Source organism: Streptomyces sp. NPDC046261 (genome assembly GCF_040646235.1).
Classification (GTDB): domain Bacteria; phylum Actinomycetota; class Actinomycetes; order Streptomycetales; family Streptomycetaceae; genus Streptomyces.
On the sequence record NZ_JBEYZU010000036.1, the window covers coordinates 1 to 20,796 of the forward strand.

The window sequence follows — 20,796 nt, forward strand, 5'->3', positions numbered from 1 at the left end:
GCACGCGCAGGGCACCCTGGCGGCTGAAGAGGCTGCGGTGGTGGCGTTCGATGCCGGGGTGTGGCCGCCGGAGGGTGCCGAGCCGGTTGACGTGACCGGCTGTTACGAGCGGTTTGCGGATGCGGGGTTCGAGTACGGGCCGGTGTTCCAGGGGCTGCGGGCGGCGTGGCGTCTTGGTGAGGACGTTTTCGCCGAGGTCAGCCTGCCTGATGGCGTCGACGGCGGAGCCTTCGGCCTCCACCCGGCGCTCTTCGACGCCGGCCTGCACGCCTTCGCGTTCGGCGAGGGCGACGAGCCCGGTGGCGTGCCGTTCTCCTGGAGCGGTGTGACCCTGCACGCGACGGGCGCGTCCGCGATTCGGGTGCGTATGGCGCGGACCGGAGACGGCGCGGTGTCGATCGCGATCGCGGACACGATGGGCGCGCCCGTCGCCTCCGTCGAGTCGCTGGTCGTACGTACGATCTCCGCCGACCAGCTGAACGCTGTCGGCCACGACTCGCTGTTCGAACTCGTCTGGGCCGCGGTCCAGGTTCCGGGCGTCGAGGCGGATGCCGAGGCGGACGTTGCGGCGTTCACCGGGCCTTCGGTGGAGACGAGTGGGGATCTGCTGCTGCTTGCGGAAGCAGAGATCGATGCTCCGGACGTCGTGCTGGTGCCGATGGCTCCGAGCGGCGACTCCGGTGTGGTGGTGGAGTCCGTCCATGCGGCTACGGCGTGGGCGCTGGGTCTGGTGCAGTCGTGGTTGGCGGAGGAGCGGTTCGCCGGTTCGCGTCTGGTGTTCGTGACGCGGGGTGCGACGACGGGTGACGATCTCGCCGGCGCTGCCGTGTGGGGCCTGGTGCGTTCGGCGCAGCTGGAGAGCCCCGGGCGCCTCGGTCTGGTCGACCTGGGCGGCGACGAGGATGCTTCGTCGGTCCTGTTGCGTCAGGCGCTCGCTCTTGACGAGCCGCAGGTGTTGGTCCGAGGTGGTGAGGTGTTGGCTGCCCGGCTGGCCCGGGTGCCGGCGCCGGTCGAGCCTGGGCCGGTTGTGTGGGGCTCGGAGGGCACGGTACTGATCACCGGTGGTACGGGTGGTCTGGGGCGTGCGGTGGCGCGGCACTTGGTCGTCGAGCACGGTGTGCGGAGCCTGCTGCTGGTCAGCCGGAGTGGGCCGGCCGCCGAGGGCGCTGAGGAGCTCGTCGCCGAACTCGCCGCCCAGGGCGCCGAGGCGACCGTCGCCGCATGTGACGTCGCCGACCTGGGTGCGGTGTCCGAGTTGGTGGCGCGGTATCCGGTCTCGGCTGTGGTGCACACGGCCGGTGTGTTGGACGACGGTGTGATCGGGTCCCTGACCCCGGAGCACCTGGCGGCCGTGCTGCGTCCGAAGGTGGACGCGGCGTGGAACCTGCACCGGGCCACCGAGCACCTGGATCTCTCCGCATTCGTCCTCTTCTCGTCCGTCGCCGGCACCTTCGGCAGTGCGGGCCAGGGCAATTACGCTGCGGGCAACGCCTTTCTGGACGCCCTCGCACATCGCCGCCGGGCCGAGGGACTGCCCGGTGTGTCGCTGGCCTGGGGCCCCTGGGCTCAGGACAGCGGAATGACCGGAACACTCTCCGAAGCCGACATCCAGCGGATCAACCGGGCCGGCATGCCGCCGTTGTCCGTGGAGCAGGGCCTGGCGCTGTTCGACGCCGCGCTGTCCGGCGCGGAGCCGGCCGTACTGCTGGTGCGCCTCGACCTGGCGGCCTTCAAGGCGCAGGGCGACGTTCCTGCCCTGCTGCGCGGCCTGATCCGGACGCGCGCACGACGGGCGGCGGTCGCCGGTTCGGCGGCCACGGCCGGCCTTGTGCAGCGGTTGGCGGGGCTTGCGGTGGCCGAGCGGCGTGAGGTGCTGCTCGATCTGGTGCGTGGGCAGATTGCGGTGGTGCTGGGGCACGCTGGTTCGGAGACGGTGGATCCGACGCGGGCGTTCCAGGACCTGGGCTTCGACTCCCTGACGGCCGTCGAGCTGCGGAACCGCCTGGGCACGGTGACCGGCCTGCGGCTGCCTGCCACTGCCGTGTTCGACTACCCGACGGCAGATGCACTGGTGGGCTACCTGCTGGACGAGTTGTTCGGCGGTGAGTCGGCGCAGGCGCTGGTGCCGGTGCGGGCGCTGCCGCCGGTGGCCGATGACCCGGTGGTGATCGTGGGCATGAGCTGCCGTTACCCGGGTGGGGTGGCCTCTCCTGAGGACCTGTGGCGGTTGGTGTCCGAGGGTGTCGACGCCGTCGGTGACTTCCCTGCCGATCGTGGCTGGGACGTGGAAGGGCTGTACAGCGCGGACCGGGATGTGGCGGGGACGTCGTACACGCGGTCGGGCGGATTCCTGTACGAGGCGGGGGAGTTCGATCCGGACTTCTTCGGGATGAGTCCTCGGGAGGCGTTGGCGACGGATTCGCAGCAGCGTCTGCTGCTGGAGACGACCTGGGAGGCTTTGGAGCGGGCCGGTATCGACCCGGTGTCGTTGCGGGGCAGCCAGACGGGTGTGTTCGCGGGTGTGATGTACAACGACTACGCGAATCTGTTGTCGGGGCCTGAGTTCGAGGGTTACCAGGGCAGTGGCAGTGCGGGCAGTGTGGCGTCGGGCCGGGTGTCGTACACCTTCGGCTTCGAGGGCCCGGCGGTCACGGTCGACACCGCCTGCTCGTCCTCGCTGGTGGGCATGCACTTGGCGGCGCAGGCGCTGCGGTCGGGGGAGTGTTCCCTGGCGGTGGCAGGCGGCGTGACCGTGATGTCGACGCCGATGACGTTCATCGAGTTCTCCCGGCAGGGCGGCTTGTCGGCGGACGGCCGGTGCCGGTCGTTCGCCGATGCGGCGGACGGCGTCGGCTGGTCCGAGGGCGTCGGCATGCTGGTGCTGGAACGACTGTCGGACGCGCGGCGCAACGGGCATCAGGTGTTGGCTGTGGTGCGTGGTTCGGCGGTGAATCAGGATGGTGCGTCGAATGGTTTGACGGCGCCGAACGGTCCGTCGCAGCAGCGGGTGATTCGTCAGGCGTTGGCCAGCGGCGGGTTGTCGGCCGCTGATGTCGACGCGGTCGAGGCACACGGTACGGGGACGACGCTGGGCGACCCGATCGAGGCGCAGGCGCTCCTGGCGACGTACGGGCAGAACCGGCCCGGGGACCGGCCGCTGCGGCTCGGTTCGATCAAGTCGAACATCGGTCATACGCAGGCAGCCGCCGGCGTCGCCGGTGTGATCAAGATGGTCATGGCGATGCGGCATGGTGTGCTGCCGAAGACGCTGCACGTCGACGCCCCGTCCTCGCACGTCGACTGGAGCGCGGGAGCGGTTGAGCTCCTCGCCGACGAGCTTGCCTGGCCCGAAGGCGACGGGCCGCGTCGCGCGGCCGTCTCCTCCTTCGGCATCAGCGGCACGAACGCGCACGTCATCCTGGAGCAGCCCGAGCCCGTCGAGGCGGAGGACGGGCACGGCGAGCCTGCTGCCGAGCCCGGTGTGGTGCCTTGGGTGCTCTCGGGCAAGACGGAGGCTGCACTGCGGGCCCAGGCCGCCCGCCTCCTGAACCACGTGCAGAGCCGGACCGACGTTCCCCTCGCGGACATCGGCTTCTCCCTCGTGACGGACCGTTCCGCCTTCGCCCATCGAGCGGTCCTCGTGGCCGCCGATATGGACGATGCGGTGCGGGTTCTGTCCGCGTTGTCGGCCGGTGAGCCGGATGCGGGTGTGGTCGAGGGCCAGGTGGGGTCGGGCCGGTCGGCGTTCTTGTTCTCGGGTCAGGGTTCGCAGCGGTTGGGGGTGGGGCGTGAGTTGTACGGCCGGTTCCCTGTTTTTGCTGAGGCGTTTGATGCGGTGTGTGCGGGGCTGGACGAGCACCTTGAGCAGCCGGTTTCCGCTGTCGTCTGGGGCGAGGACGAAGCGCTGCTGAACCAGACGGTGTATGCGCAGGCCGGGCTGTTCGCGGTCGAGGTGGCGCTGTATCGGCTGGTGGAGTCGTGGGGTGTGCGTCCGGACTTTGTGGCGGGTCATTCGATCGGTGAGGTTGCTGCTGCGCATGTGGCGGGTGTGTTCTCGCTGGCTGATGCGTGTGCGCTGGTCAGTGCCCGGGGCCGCCTGATGCAGGCGTTGCCGTCGGGTGGTGCGATGGTGGCCCTCCAAGCCACCGAGGACGAGGTCCTGCCGCACCTGAACGACGCCGTATCGATCGCCGCTGTCAATGGCCCGTCGTCCGTCGTGGTTTCGGGCGCGGAGAGCGCGGTCGAGACGATCCGTGCGTACTTCGAGGGTGAGGGTCGTAAGGCGACGAAGCTTCGTGTGTCGCATGCGTTCCACTCACCGCTCATGGACCCGATGCTGGAGGACTTCCGCAAGGTCGTGGAGGGCCTGACCTTCACCTCTCCGACCATCCCGGTGGTCTCCAACCTCACCGGCGAGCCGGCTTCCGACGAGCAGCTGTGCACTGCGGACTACTGGGTCCGCCACGTCCGTGAGGCCGTCCGCTTCGCCGACGGTGTCCGGGCCCTGCAGGCCGAAGGCGTCACCCGATTCCTGGAACTCGGCCCGGACGGCGTGCTGTCCGCCATGGCCCGCGAATCAGTCACCGACGGGGCTGCCGTACTCGCCCCCGTACTCCGCAAGAACCGCGCCGAGGAGACGACGGCGCTCGCGGCCCTGGCGCAGCTCTACGTCCACGGCGCACAGGCGGACTGGTCCGCCGTCTTCGCCGGCACAGGCGCCCGGCGTGCCGATCTGCCGACGTACGCCTTCCAGCGTGAGCGGTTCTGGCCGACGGGTTCGCTGGTGCGTGCGGGGGATGTGCGGTTCGCGGGGCTGGGCTCGGCCGAGCACCCGATGCTGGGCGCGGCCGTGGAACTGGCCGGTGCGGACGGGTTCCTCTTCACGGGACGCCTGTCCCTGGAGTCGCACCCCTGGCTTGCCGACCACGTCGTCAAGGGCTCGGTGCTCGTCCCCGGCACGGGTCTGCTGGAGCTGGCCGTCCGGGCCGGTGACGAGGTCGGCTGCGACGTCGTCGAGGAGCTGACGCTCGCCGCGCCGCTGGTACTGCCCGAGCAGGGCGGCGTCCAGGTGCAGGTGCGCGTCGGTGTTCCGGACGAGGACGGCCGGCGCGCCCTGAGCGTGCACTCCCGCCCGGAGGGCCAGGGCCACGAGCCCTGGCAACGGCACGCCGCCGGCTTCCTGGCCGCCGGCGCCGCCACCCCGCAGTTCGACGCGTCGGAGTGGCCGCCTACCGGTGCCGAGCCGGTGCCGGTGGACGGCGCGTACGAGGCGATGCTGGAGAGCGGTTACGGCTACGGTCCGGTGTTCCAGGGGCTTCGGGCCGTGTGGAGGCAGGGCGAGGATCTGTTCGCCGAGGTGGCGCTGCCCGAGCAGGCGAAGGACGAGGCCATGCGCTTCGGTCTGCACCCGGCTCTCCTCGACGCCGCCATGCACGCCGCGATCCTCGTCGGGAACGCGGACGAGACGATGATCCCCTTCGCGTGGAACGACGTGTCGCTGTTCGCGGTGGGCGCGTCCGAGGTACGGGTGCGCCTGTCGCGGACCGGGGACGGCAGCCTGGCGCTGGCGGTCGCCGACGCGACCGGCCGGCCGGTGCTGTCCGTAGGGTCGGTGGCCGGCCGGCCGGTGTCGGCGGAGCAGCTGGACGCCGGGTCCCGTTCGGACCGCTCGCTGTACGGGATCGAATGGTCCGCCGTACCGGTGGCAGAAGGCGCCGACGCGTCCTGGGTGCACTGGGAAGCGGTGACGGACACGGAATCCGTACCGCCCGTCGTGCTGCTGGACTGCGGCGGCGGCGCGGCGTCGCCCTCGGCGGACGACGTGCCCGCCGGCATCCGCCAGGTGACGCAGAGGGTGCTGGATGCCGTCCAGCTCTGGCTGACGGACGAGCGGTTCGACGGGTCCCGCCTGGCGGTGGTGACGCGGAACGCGGTGGCCACGGCCGAGGGCGCTGGGCTGGATGTGGTGCAGGCGCCGGTGTGGGGTCTGGTCCGTTCGGCGCAGGCGGAGAACCCGGGGCGGTTCGTCCTGCTGGACGTCGACACAGACGTGGAAGCCGGTGATCCGCTGCTGACCGCGGCTCTCGCCTCCGGCGAACCGGAAGTAGCGGTACGCGGCGACGACATACTGATCCCGCGCCTGACCCGCCTGGCGACGCCCGCCGGGTCGGATGTCACGTTCGACGCCGACGGCACGGTTCTGATCACGGGCGGTACCGGCGGTCTGGGTGCCGTGGTGGCCCGCTACCTGGTCGTGGAGCGGGGCGTGCGGCACCTGGTGCTGACCAGTCGCCGCGGCCTGGAGGCCCCGGGAGCCCCCGAGCTGGCGGCAGAACTCGCAGAACTGGGCGCACAGACCCGCATCGCCGCCTGCGACGTGTCCGACCGGACCGCGCTGTCCGACCTGCTCGACGACATCACCGCCGAGCGGCCTCTGACGGCCGTCGTGCACGCGGCCGGCATCGGTGACAACGCCCTGGTGGGCGCGCTCACCCCGGAGCGCATGGACGCGGTGCTGGCGCCGAAGGCGGACGCGGCCTGGTACCTGCACGAGTTGACGCGCGGGATGGATCTCGCGGCCTTCGTTCTCTTCTCCTCCGCCGGTGGTCTCGTACTGACCGCCGGGCAGGGCAACTACGCCGCCGCCAACGTCTTCCTCGACGCTCTGGCGGCCCACCGCCACGCCGAGGGGCTCCCGGCGACGGCCATGGCCTTCGGCCTGTGGGAAGTAGGCGCCGGCCTCGGCCAGCACTTGAGGGACGTCGACCGCAAGCGGATGGCGACCCAGGGCGTACCGGTGCTGTCGCACGAGACAGGTCTGCGGCTCTTCGCCGCCGGCCTGCGCTCCGACCGACCCGCCGTCGTCCCCATCCGCGTGGACGCCACGGCACTGCGCGCCCGTACCGACGAAGTACCCGCGCTGCTGCGCGCACTGGCGCCCCGGACGGTCCGGCGTACCGTCGCCTCCGGCGCCAGCGCCACGGCCGGGGGACTGGCGGACCGGCTCTCCGGCCTGACGGCCGGCGAGCGGCACCGCGCCGTCCTGCAGATCGTGCGCAACCAGGTCGCCGCAGTGCTCGGCCACGGCTCGCCCGACGCCATCGGACCGGACCGCGCCTTCCAGGAACTCGGTTTCGACTCCCTCTCCGCGACCGAATTGCGCAACCAGCTCAACACCCTCACCGGCCTGCGCCTGCCGGCCACCCTCGTCTTCGACCACCCCAACGCCCTTGCCGTCACCGACTACATCGAATCCCTGGTCGGCGGCAGGAGCACGGGGGAGGCGCCCGGCACCGCCGCCGCCCCGGTCGAGCGCCCGGCGGACGACGAGCCGATCGCCATCGTCGGCATGGCCTGCCGCTACCCGGGCGGTGTGACGAGCCCCGAGGACCTGTGGCGGCTGGTGGTCGACGGGGTGGACACCGTCTCCGACCTTCCCGGAAACCGCGGCTGGAACATCGAGGACCTCTACGACCCCGAGCCCGGCAAGGAAGGCAAGAGCTACACGCGCCGGGGCAGCTTCCTCCACGACGCCGCCGACTTCGACCCCGCCTTCTTCGGCATCTCGCCGCGCGAGGCGCAGTACATGGACCCCCAGCAGCGCCTGCTCCTCGAAGCCTCCTGGGAGGCCATGGAGCGCGCGGGCATCGACCCGGCGACGCTCAAGGGCAGCAGGACCGGCGTCTTCGCCGGTGTGATGTACCACGACTACGCACTGAACGTGTCCCCCTCGGGCACCAGCGGCGGCAGCGTCGTCTCGGGCCGGGTGTCGTACACCTTCGGCTTCGAGGGCCCGGCGGTCACCGTCGACACGGCGTGCTCGTCGTCGCTGGTCGCCCTGCACCTCGCGGTCCAGGCGCTGCGATCGGGCGAGTGCTCGCTGGCCCTGGCCGGCGGCGCGACGGTGATGTCCACGCCCGGCATGTTCATCGAGTTCAGCCGGCAGCGGGGCCTGTCCGCCGACGGCCGCTGCAAGGCGTTCGCCGGCTCGGCGGACGGCGTCGGCTGGTCCGAGGGCGTGGGCGTGCTCCTCGTGGAGCGCCTCTCGGACGCCCGGCGCAACGGGCACCGGGTGCTGGCGGTGGTGCGGGGCACGGCCGTCAACCAGGACGGCGCGAGCAACGGCTTCTCCGCCCCCAACGGCCCGTCCCAGCAGCGAGTGATCCGGCAGGCGCTGACCGCCTCCGGACTCGCGGCGTCCGACATCGACGCGGTCGAGGCGCACGGTACGGGTACGACGCTGGGCGACCCGATCGAGGCGCAGGCACTGCTGGCCACGTACGGCCAGGACCGACCCGCGGACCAGCCGCTGTGGCTGGGTTCGGTGAAGTCGAACATCGGCCACGCGCAGGCCGCCGCCGGCGTCGCCGGCGTCATGAAGATGGTGCTGGCGATGGAGCACGGCCTCCTGCCCCGGACCCTGCACGTGGACGAACCCTCGCCCCACGTGGACTGGGCCGAAGGAGCCGTCGAGCTGCTGACCGAGGCCCGGCAGTGGCCCGACACCGGTCGACCGCGCCGCGCGAGCGTCTCCGCGTTCGGCATCAGCGGCACCAACGCGCACGTCGTCCTCGAACAGGGGCCGAACGCGCCTACCGCCGAGCCGGCGACCGGCGCCCACGGCCCCTTGCCCTGGCAGGTGTCCGCGGCGACCCCCGAGGCACTGCGGGCCCAGGCCGGCCGCCTGCTCTCCTTCGTGGAGTCCCGGCCGGAAACGCCCCTGCTGGACATCGCCTACTCCCTCGCCACCACGAGGTCCGCTCTGGAACGCCGCGCGGTCATCGTCGGCACGGAGCGCGACGAACTGCTGAACGGGCTGCGGGCACTCGCCCAGGGAGAGGACGCTGCTGGAGTCTTCACGGCGTCCGCACGGACCAGCGACCCGACGGCGTTCCTGTTCTCGGGTCAGGGTTCGCAGCGGTTGGGGATGGGGCGTGAGTTGTACGGCCGGTTCCCCGTTTTTGCCGAGGCGTTTGATGCGGTGTGTGCGGGGCTGGACGAGCGCCTTGAGCAGCCTCTTCGCCAGGTTGTCTGGGGCGAGGACGAGGAGCTGCTGAATCAGACGGTGTATGCGCAGGCTGGGCTGTTCGCGGTCGAGGTGGCGCTGTTCCGGTTGGTGGAGTCGTGGGGTGTGCGTCCCGATTTTGTGGCGGGTCATTCGATCGGTGAGGTTGCTGCTGCGTATGTGGCGGGTGTGTTCTCGCTGGATGGTGCGTGTGCGCTGGTGGCGGCGCGTGGTCGGTTGATGCAGGCGTTGCCGTCGGGCGGTGCGATGGTTGCGTTGCAGGCCACGGAGGACGAGGTCCTGCCGCGCCTGAACGACGTCGTATCGATCGCCGCTGTCAACGGGCCGTCGTCCGTCGTGGTTTCGGGCGCGGAAAGCGCGGTCGAGGCGATCCGTGCGCAGTTCGAGGGTGAGGGTCGTAAGGCGACGAAGCTTCGTGTGTCGCATGCGTTCCACTCACCGCTGATGGACCCGATGCTGGACGACTTCCGCCAGGTCGTGGAGGGCCTGACCTTCACCTCCCCGGCCATTCCGGTGGTCTCGAACCTCACCGGCGAGCCGGCTTCGGACGAGCAGCTGTGCTCTGCGGACTACTGGGTCCGCCACGTCCGTGAGGCCGTCCGCTTCGCCGACGGCGTGCGTGCGTTGCAGGTCGCAGGTGTCACCCGCTTCCTGGAGCTCGGCCCGGACGGCGTCCTCACGGCCATGGCCCGCGAGTCGGTGACCGACGAGGCCGCCGTGCTTGTCCCCGTACTCCGCAAGGGCAGGGACGAGGCCGCGACCCTGACGGGCGCGCTCGGCCACCTGCACGCTTCCGGAGCGGCCGTGGACTGGCGCGCGTTCTTCGCCGGGACGGGCGCCCGTAATGTCGATCTGCCGACTTACGCCTTCCAGCGGCAGCCGTTCTGGGTGAACGCCACGAGCGGATCCGCGGCAGGCGACATGAGCTCGGCCGGTGTGGGCACCGTGGCACATCCGTTGCTGGGCGCGGTCGTGCGGCTGCCGGACACGGACGGTGTGGTGCTGACCGGCCGCCTGTCGGTGCAGACGCACCCGTGGCTGGCGGACCACATGGTCCAGGGGACGGTACTGGTGCCCGGCACGGGCCTGGTGGAACTCGCCCTCCGGGCGGGCGACGAGGTCGGTTGCGGCGCACTGGAGGAACTGACCCTCGCGGCGGCGCTCGTACTGCCGGAGCGGGGCGGCGTTCAGGTCCAGGTCGTGGTGGGTGCTCCGGAGTCGGGCCGTCGCCCGGTAGCGGTGTACTCGCGACACGACGACGCCGTCGATGACCAGGACGCGTGGACACGCCACGCTTCCGGGTTCCTGACGCCCGATGCCGTTCCCGCGACCTTCGACCTGGGTGCCTGGCCGCCTGCCGGTGCCGAGCCGGTGCCGGTGGACGGCGCGTACGAGGCAATGCTGGGCAACGGCTACGGCTATGGTCCCGTCTTCCAGGGGCTTCGGGCCGTGTGGAGGCAGGGCGAGGATCTGTTCGCCGAGGTGGCGCTGCCCGAGCAGGCGAAGGACGAGGCCGCGCGCTTCGGTCTGCACCCGGCTCTCCTCGACGCCGCCATGCACGCCGCGATCCTGGTCGGGAACGCGGACGAGACGATGATCCCGTTCGCGTGGAACGACGTGTCGCTGTTCGCGGTGGGCGCGTCCGAGGTACGGGTGCGGCTGACACGGACCGGTGACGGGGGGCTGTCGCTGGCCGTCGCCGACGTGGCGGGCCGGCCGGTGCTGTCCGTGGGCTCGATGGTCGGCCGGCCGGTGTCGGCGGAGCAACTGGAGGCCGGCGGCGGTTCGGGTGCGTCGCTGTACGGGATCGAGTGGTCCGCCGTACCGGTGGCAGAAGGCGCCGACGCTCCCTGCACGCCGTGGGACGCGCTGACGACGGACGCGGCCCCCGACGCCGACCCGGCGCCGCATGTGGTGGTGCTGGACTGCGGCGGCGCGGCGTCGCCCTCGGCGGACGATGTGCCCTCCGGTGTGCGCTCGACGATGCATCACGTGCTGGACGCGATCCGGCACTGGCTTGCCGAGGAACGCTACGCCCAGTCCCGCCTGGTGGTGATGACGCGGAACGCGGTGGCCACGGCCGACGGCGCGGCCCTGGATGTGGTGCAGGCGCCGGTGTGGGGTCTGGTCCGTTCGGCGCAGGCGGAGAACCCGGGCCGGTTCGTCCTGCTGGACGTCGACAGGGGTATGGAACCCAGTGATCCGCTGCTGACCGCCGCGGTCGCTTCGGGCGAGCCCGAGCTGGCGGTACGCGCCGGCGAGGTGCTGGTCCCGCGCCTGGTCCGCTCGGTTCCCGCCGGGCCGGAGGTGGAGCTGGATGCCGACGGCACGGTTCTGATCACGGGCGGTACCGGTGGTCTGGGTGCCGTGGTGGCCCGCTACCTGGTCGTGGAGCGGGGGGTGCGGCACCTGGTGCTGACCAGTCGCCGTGGCCTGGAGGCCCCGGGGGCGCCCGAGCTGGCGGCGGAACTCGACGGCCTCGGCGCGCGGACGCGGATCGTCGCTTGCGACGTCTCGGACCGCGACGCGCTGTCCGACCTGCTCGACGGCATCACCGCCGAGCGGCCTCTGACGGCCGTCGTGCACGCGGCCGGAGTGGGCGACAGCGCCCTGGTCGGCGCGCTGACACGCGAGCAGGTGGAGGCGGTGCTGGCGCCGAAGGCGGACGCGGCCTGGTACCTGCACGAGTTGACGCGCGGGATGGACCTGGCAGCCTTCGTCCTCTTCTCCTCAGCCGGTGGTCTCGTACTGACCGCCGGGCAGGGCAACTACGCCGCCGCCAACGTCTTCCTCGACGCTCTGGCGGCCCACCGCCACGCCGAGGGGCTGCCGGCGACGGCCATGGCCTTCGGCCTGTGGGAAGTCGGCGCCGGCCTCGGCCAGTGGCTGAGCGACATCGACCGCAAGCGGATGGCGAACCAAGGTGTTCCCGCGCTCTCGTACGAATCCGGCCTGGAGCTCTTCGCGGCCGGTCTGCGCTCGGAACGTCCCATCGTCGTCCCCATCCGCGTGGACGCCGCCGCACTGCGCGCCCGAACCGACGAAGTGCCCGCGCTGCTGCGCGGACTGGCACCCGCGGTCCGGCGGGCGGCAGCGGTCACCGGCGGGCACGCGGCGGAGGCCGGCCCCGACCGGCGCCTGGTGGGGCTGACGCCCGCCGAGCGGCACCGCGCGGTGCTGCAGATCGTGCGTGAGCAGGTCGCCGCGGTGCTGGGGCACGCCTCCGCCGAGGCGATCGAACCGGGACGGGCCTTCCAGGAGCTCGGCTTCGACTCCCTGGCGGCGACCGAACTACGCAACCAGCTCAACCGCATCACCGGCCTGCGCCTCCCGGCCACCCTCGTCTTCGACTACCCCAACGCCCTCGCCGTCACCGAGCACATCGAAGCCGAACTCGCGCCGGCGGAGGCCGACGGCGTCCGCCAGGTGTCGGGCGAGGACGAGATTCGGCAGGCCCTGCAGACGATCCCGACGAACCGGTTGCGCGACGCGGGGCTGATGGACAGCCTCCTCGAACTCGCGGAGGTCCGGGTCCTGTCGTCCGACGAGGATGACGAGGATGACGAGGGCGTTGAGCCGGGCCCGGCGGACCTCTCCGCCGACGCGGAACCCGGCTCCGGATCCGGCCCTGACTCCGACTCCGACCGCAGTGCGCTGCGCGCCGCGCGGCTGGAGACCTCCCGGCTGCGGAAGCACAACCGGAAGCTCTCCGCCGCCCAGCACGAGCCGATCGCCATCGTGGGCATGGCCTGCCGCTACCCGGGCGGTGTGACCAGCCCTGAGGACCTGTGGCAGCTGGTGATGTCCGGTACGGACGCGGTCTCCGCCTTCCCGGCGGACCGGGGCTGGGACCTCTCACCCCTCCGGGACCCGAACGCCGCCCACCCCGGTGACCACTACGCCCACGCGGGCGGCTTCCTGGACTCCGTGGCGGACTTCGACCCCGGCTTCTTCGGGATCTCTCCGCGCGAGGCCCTCGCCATGGATCCGCAGCAGCGGCTGACGCTCGAACTGTCCTGGGAGGCGCTGGAGCGCGCCGGCATCGACCCGACGTCCCTCAAGGGCACGCAGACCGGCGTCTTCGCCGGCGTCATGTACCACGACTACCCCGGCAGTGACGGAAACGGCAGCGTCGTCTCCGGCCGGGTGGCGTACAAGCTGGGCCTGGAAGGGCCCGCCGTCTCGGTGGACACCGCCTGCTCGTCCTCCCTGGTCGCCCTGCACCTCGCGGTGCAGGCGCTGCGCCAGGGGGACTGCTCCCTGGCGGTGACCGGCGGTGTCACGGTGCTGTCGACGCCCGGCGTGTTCGCCGAGTTCGGCCGCCAGGGCGCACTCGCCCCGGACGGCAGGTGCAAGTCCTTCGCCTCGGCCGCCGACGGAACCGGATTCTCCGAGGGCGCCGGCTTCCTCGTCGTCGAAAGGCTGTCGGACGCGGTACGCAACGGTCACCCCGTGCTCGCCGTGGTCCGTGGATCGGCCGTCAACCAGGACGGCGCCAGCAACGGCCTCACCGCCCCGAACGGCCCGTCCCAGCGGCGGGTCATCCGACAGGCCCTCGCCAACGCGCGCCTCTCCGCCGACCAGATCGACGTCGTCGAGGCGCACGGTACGGGTACGACGCTGGGCGACCCGATCGAGGCGCAGGCGCTGCTGGCCACGTACGGCCAGGACCGACCCGGGGACCGGCCGCTGTGGCTGGGCTCGGTGAAGTCGAACATCGGTCACACGCAGGCGGCGGCCGGCGTCGCCGGTGTGATCAAGATGGTCATGGCCATGCGGCATGGAGTGCTGCCGTCGACGCTCCACGTCGACGAACCCTCCTCCCAGGTGGACTGGTCGGCCGGCGCCGTACAGCTCCTGACCGGTGCGAGGGACTGGGCGGCCGACGGCCGTCCGCGACGTGCGGGTGTGTCGTCGTTCGGCATCAGCGGTACCAACGCGCACGTGCTGGTCGAGCAGGCACCGGCCGCCACCCCGGCCACGTCCGAGGAGACGGAGGCGACGGCCCCCGTCGTGCCGTGGCTGCTCTCCGCCCGTGACGGGAACGCCCTGCGCGCCCAGGCCGAGCGGCTGCTGTCCCGCGTGGACGGCGACACCACCCTCCGGCCCGTGGACGTGGCGTTCTCGCTGGCGACCACCAGGGCGGCGCTCGAGCACCGGGCCGTGGTCGTCGGCAGCGACAAGGACGCCCTTGTGGCCGGACTCGGTGCGGTGGCGCGGGGCGAGACGCCCACGGGAGTGGAGACCGAGGGGCTCCTGACACTGCTGTTCTCGGGTCAGGGTTCGCAGCGGTTGGGGATGGGGCGTGAGTTGTACGGCCGGTTCCCTGTTTTTGCCGATGCGTTTGATGCGGTGTGTGCGGGGCTGGACGAGCACCTTGAGCAGCCCCTTCGCCAGGTTGTCTGGGGCGAGGACGAGGAACTGCTGAATCAGACGGTGTATGCGCAGGCCGGGCTGTTCGCGGTCGAGGTGGCGTTGTATCGGCTGGTGGAGTCGTGGGGTGTGCGTCCCGACTTTGTGGCCGGTCATTCGATCGGTGAGGTTGCTGCTGCGCATGTGGCGGGTGTGTTCTCGCTGGATGGTGCGTGTGCGCTGGTCAGCGCACGGGGTCGCCTGATGCAGGCGTTGCCGTCGGGCGGTGCGATGGTTGCGTTGCAGGCCACGGAGGACGAGGTCCTGCCGCACCTGACGGATGAGATGTCGATCGCGGCTATCAACGGTCCATCGTCCGTCGTGGTTTCGGGCGCGGAGAGCGCGGTCGAGGCGATCCGTGCGCAGTTCGAGGGTGAGGGTCGTAAGGCGACGAGGCTTCGTGTGTCGCATGCGTTCCACTCGCCGTTGATGGACTCGATGCTGGAGGACTTCCGCCAGGTCGTGGAGGGGCTGTCCTTCGGTTCCCCGACCATTCCGGTGGTCTCCAACCTCAACGGCGCCACGGCATCCGACGAGCAGCTGTGCACTGCCGAGTACTGGGTCCGGCACGTCCGTGAGGCCGTCCGCTTCGCCGATGGTGTGCGTACGTTGCAGGCCGAGGGTGTCAGCCGGTTCCTGGAGCTCGGCCCGGACGGCGTGCTGTCCGCCATGGCCCGGGAGTCGGTGACTGACGAGGCTGCCGTGCTCGCCCCCGTACTCCGCAAGAACCGGGCCGAGGAGTCCTCGGCCGTCGACGCGGTGGCGCGGCTGCATCTCTCCGGTGCGCGTGTCGACTGGCCGGCGTTCTTCGCCGGTACGGGGGCCCGCCGTGTCGATCTGCCGACCTATGCCTTCCAGCACCAGCGGTTCTGGCCCGCCGTGATGACGTTGGGCGGCAGCGCGGAGGCCGTCGGGCTGAGGTCCGCCGAACACCCGCTGCTCAGCGGGGCGGTCGAGCTGGCGGGCTCCGACGGGTTCCTGTTCACCGGCCGTCTGGGCGTGCAGTCGCACCCCTGGCTCGCCGACCACGTGGTGATGGGCTCGGTGCTCGTGCCCGGCACGGCACTGCTGGAGCTCGTGCTGCACGCCGGTGCGGAGGTCGGTTGCGACGAGGTGGAGGAGTTGACGCTGGCCGCGCCGCTGGTGCTGCCCGAGCAGGGCGGCGTCCATCTGCAGGTGTGGGCCGGCGAACCGGACGGTGCCGGGCGTCGCGCGGTGACCGTCCACTCCCGCCCGGACGACGCCCGGGAGCAGGCGGAGCAGCTGTGGACGCTGCATGTCAGCGGCACCCTCGTGACGGGCTCGTCCTCTTCGTCCGCGGTGGCGTTCGACGCCACGGCGTGGCCGCCGCAGGGCGCCGAGCCGGTCGATGTGAACGGCTGCTACGAGCAATTCGCCGATGCCGGCCTCGAGTACGGCCCCGCGTTCCAGGGGCTGCGGGCGGCGTGGCGGCTCGGTGAGGACGTTTTCGCCGAGGTCGGACTGCCTGACGGCGTCGACGGCGAGGCATTCGGTCTGCACCCCGCGTTGTTCGACGCGAGCCTGCACGCGGTCGCCTTGACGGGCCTGCGCGAGGGCAGCCGGGCCGGTGTGCCGTTCTCCTGGAGCGGAGTGTCGCTGTATGCGGGGGGAGCGTCCGCTGTGCGGGTGCGTCTCTCCCGGACGGGTGACGGCGACCTCTCGATCGTGATGGCGGACATCACGGGTGCGCCGGTCGCCTCGGTCCAGTCGCTGGCGGTTCGACCGATCGCCGCGGATCAGCTGAACTCCGCTTCCCGGGACGCGCTGTTCCGGCTCGAATGGACCGCCGTCCAGGGCAGCGCGGACGACGACGCACCGGAGACCGGGGCATTCACCGGGCCTTCGGTGGAGACGAGCGCGGAACTGCTGGCGCTGGCCGACTCGGAAGCGGATGTACCGGGTGTGGTGCTGGTGCCGGTGGCTGCGAGCGGCGGCTCCGGTGCTGACGCGGTGGTGGAGTCGGTCCATGCGGCTACGGCGTGGGCGCTGGGTCTGGCGCAGTCGTGGTTGGCGGAGGAGCGGTTCGCCGGTTCGCGTCTGGTGTTCGTGACGCGGGGTGCGACGACGGGTGACGATCTCGCCGGCGCTGCCGTGTGGGGCCTGGTCCGCTCGGCGCAGTCCGAGAACCCCGGGCGCTTCGGCTTGGTGGACCTTGACGGGGCAGAGCACACCCCGGCTGTCCTGTCGAAGGCGCTCGCTCTTGACGAGCCGCAGGTGCTGGTCCGAGGTGGTGAGGTGTTGGCTGCCCGGCTTGCCCGGGTGCCGGCGCCGGCCGAGCCTGGCCGTGACGTGTGGGGCTCGGAGGGCACCGTACTGATCACTGGTGGTACCGGTGGTCTGGGGCGTGCGGTGGCGCGGCACTTGGTGGCCGAGCACGGTGTGCGGAGCCTGTTGCTGGTCAGCCGTAGTGGGCCGGCCGCCGAGGGCGCCGAGGAGCTCGTAGCGGAGCTGGAGCAGCAGGGCGCGGTTGTGGCCGTGGAGTCCTGTGACGTGACGGACCGGGGTGCGGTGTCCGAGTTGGTGGCGCGGCATCCGGTCTCGGCTGTGGTGCACACGGCCGGTGTGTTGGACGACGGTGTGATCGGGTCCCTGACCCCGGAGCGCCTGGCGGCCGTGCTGCGTCCGAAGGTGGACGCGGCGTGGAACCTGCACCGGGCCACCGAGCATCTGAATCTCTCCGCATTCGTCGTCTTCTCGTCCGTCGCCGGCACCTTCGGCAGTGCGGGCCAGGCGAACTACGCCGCGGGCAACGCCTTCCTGGACGCCCTGGCGCAGTACCGCCAAACCGCGGGACTGCCGGCCGCGTCGCTGGCCTGGGGACCGTGGACGCAGGACGGCGGAATGACGGGGGCGCTCAGTGAGGCCGACGTCGAGCGGATGACCCGGTCGGGTATGCCGCCGCTGTCCGTGGAGCAGGGCCTGGCGCTGTTCGATGCCGCGCTGTCCGGAGCCGAGCCGGCCGTACTGCCCGTGCGCCTCGACCTGGCGGCCTTCAAGGCGCAGGGCGACGTCCCCGCTCTGCTGCGCGGCCTGGTCCGCAGCCGGGGCCGCAAGCAGGCCACGGCCGGCGCCGGTGCGGCCTCCGGGCTGGTGCAGCGCCTGACGGGGCTGACCACCGAGGAGCGGCACGAGCTGCTGCTGGACGTCGTACGGGGTCAGATCGCGGTGGTGCTGGGACACACCGGAGTCGCGGAAGTGGACCCGGCCAAGGCCTTCCAGGACCTCGGCTTCGACTCCCTCACGGCGGTCGAACTGCGCAACCGCCTCGGCACGGTCACCGGCCTGCGGCTGCCCGCCACTGCCGTGTTCGACTACCCCAACGCGAACGCCCTGGTGAGCTTCTTGCTGGACGAGCTGCTCGGCAGCGAACCCGCAGAGGCGCTGGTGCCGGTGCGGGTGTTGCCGCCGGTGGCCGATGACCCGGTGGTGATCGTGGGCATGAGCTGCCGTTACCCGGGTGGGGTGTCCTCTCCTGAGGACCTGTGGCGGTTGGTGTCCGAGGGCGTCGACGCGGTGGGCGACTTCCCCGCCGACCGTGGCTGGGACGTCGAATCGCTCTACAACCCGGACCCCGACCACAGCGGCACCGTCTACACCCGCTCGGGCGGGTTCCTGAAGGAAGCGGGGGAGTTCGATCCGGACTTCTTCGGGATGAGTCCTCGGGAGGCGTTGGCGACGGATTCGCAGCAGCGCCTGCTGCTGGAGACGACCTGGGAGGCCCTGGAGCGGGCCGGTATCGACCCGGTGTCGCTGCGGGGCAGCCAGACCGGTGTCTTCGCGGGTGTGATGTACAACGACTACGCGAATCTGCTGTCGGGGCCTGAGTTCGAGGGTTACCAGGGCAGTGGCAGCGCGGGCAGTGTGGCGTCGGGCCGGGTGTCGTACACCTTCGGCTTCGAGGGCCCGGCGGTCACGGTCGACACCGCCTGCTCGTCGTCCCTCGTGGGCATGCACTTGGCGGCGCAGGCGCTGCGGTCGGGGGAGTGCTCGCTGGCGGTGGCAGGCGGCGTCACCGTGATGTCGACGCCGACGACGTTCATCGAGTTCTCCCGGCAGCGGGGCCTGTCTCCGGACGGACGGTGCAAGGCGTTCTCCGACACGGCGGACGGCGTGGGCTGGTCCGAGGGTGTGGGCATGGTCGTACTCGAGCGGTTGTCGGATGCGCGCCGCAACGGCCATCAGGTGCTGGCCGTGGTGCGTGGTTCGGCGGTCAACCAGGACGGTGCGTCGAATGGTTTGACGGCGCCGAACGGTCCGTCGCAGCAGCGGGTGATCCGCCAGGCCCTGGCCAGCGGCGGGTTGTCGGCCGCTGATGTCGACGCGGTCGAGGCGCACGGTACGGGCACGACGCTCGGTGACCCGATCGAGGCCCAGGCGCTGCTGGCCACCTACGGCCAGGACCGGGACCGCCCGCTCTGGCTCGGCTCGGTGAAGTCGAACATCGGTCACACGCAGGCAGCCGCCGGCGTCGCCGGTGTCATCAAGATGGTCATGGCGATGCGGCATGGCGTGCTGCCGAAGACGCTGCACGTCGACGCCCCGTCCTCGCACGTCGACTGGAACGCGGGCGCTGTCGAACTACTGACTCAGCAGACCGCCTGGCCTGAGAGCGACCGGCCGCGTCGCGCGGCCGTCTCCTCCTTCGGCATCAGCGGCACGAACGCGCATGTGGTGCTCGAACAGCCCGAGCCGGTCGAAGCACCGGCAGGGCAGGCCGAGCCCGCCGCCGAGCCCGGTGTGGTGCCCTGGGTGCTCTCCGGCAAGACCGTGCCGGCCCTGCGCGACCAGGCCGCGCGCCTGCTCACGCACCTGGCCGCCCAGGGCGAGGAAGATGTCCCCGGCATCGGCTACTCCCTGGCCACGGAACGGTCGAGCTTCACGCACCGCGCCGTGGTGCTCGCCGCGGACCGGGATGCCGCGCTGCGCGCCCTGTCCGCGTTGTCGGCGGGCGAGCCGGATGCCGGAGTGGTGGAAGGCCCGGCAGGGTCGGGCCGGTCGGCGTTCTTGTTCTCGGGTCAGGGTTCGCAGCGGTTGGGGATGGGGCGTGAGCTGTACGGCCGGTTCCCCGTTTTTGCCGAGGCATTCGACGCGGTGTGTGCGGGGCTGGACGAGCACCTTGAGCAGCCTCTTCGCCAGGTTGTCTGGGGCGAGGACGAGGAGCTGCTGAACCAGACGGTGTATGCGCAGGCTGGGCTGTTCGCGGTCGAGGTGGCGCTGTTCCGGTTGGTGGAGTCGTGGGGTGTGCGTCCCGACTTTGTGGCCGGTCATTCGATCGGTGAGGTTGCGGCTGCGCATGTGGCGGGTGTGTTCTCGCTGGCTGATGCGTGTGCGCTGGTCAGTGCCCGGGGCCGTCTGATGCAGGCGCTGCTGTCGGGTGGTGCGATGGTTGCGTTGCAGGCCACGGAGGACGAGGTCCTGCCGCACCTCACTGACGTCGTATCGATCGCGGCCGTCAACGGCTCGTCGTCCGTCGTGGTTTCGGGCGCGGAGAGTGCGGTCGAGGCGATCCGCGTGCACTTCGAGGGTGAGGGTCGTAAGGCGACGAGGCTTCGTGTGTCGCATGCGTTCCACTCACCGTTGATGGACCCGATGCTGGAGGACTTCCGCAAGGTCGTGGGGGGCCTGACTTTCGCCTCTCCGACCATTCCGGTGGTCTCCAACCTCACCGGCGCGCCGGCTTCGGACGAGCAGCTGTGCACTGCGGACTACTGGGTCCGCCACGTCCGTGAAGCGGTCCGCTTCGCGGACGGTGTCCGGGCCCTGCAGGCCGAAGGCGTCACCCGGTTCCTGGAGCTCGGCCCGGACGGCGTGCTGTCCGCCATGGCCCGCGAATCGGTCACCGACGGGGCTGCCGTACTCGCCCCCGTACTCCGCAGGAACAGGGACGAGGTGCCCGCTCTGCTGGCCGCCCTGGCGCAGCTCTACGTCCACGGTGCGAAGGTGCGCTGGTCGGCTGCTTACGCCGGCATGGGCGCTCGGAGGGTCGATCTGCCCACGTACGCCTTCCAGCATCAGCGCTTCTGGCCCACCGGCTCGGCGGTGCGTGCGGGGGATGTGCGGTTCGCGGGGCTGGGTTCGGCGGAGCATCCGATGCTGGGTGCGGCGGTGGAGCTGGTCAATACGGATGGCTTCCTGTTCACCGGGCGTCTGTCGGTGCAGTCGCATCCTTGGCTTGCCCATCATGTGGTGATGGGTTCGGTGCTTGTGCCGGGTACGGCTTTGCTGGAGTTGGCGATCCGTGCGGGCGACGAGACCGGTTGCCATGCGGTCGAGGAGTTGACGCTGGCCGCGCCGCTGGTGTTGCCCGAGCAGGGTGGCGTTCAGGTGCAGGTGTGGGT

Annotated in this window: 1 protein-coding gene; it reads left to right on the top strand. The window is 71.4% G+C overall.

Translation table 11 applies throughout. From position 1 onward, the window contains the following. On the top strand, positions 1–20,796 hold a 20,796-nt coding region (locus ABZ956_RS30060), incomplete at both ends, for an SDR family NAD(P)-dependent oxidoreductase (RefSeq protein WP_361900520.1).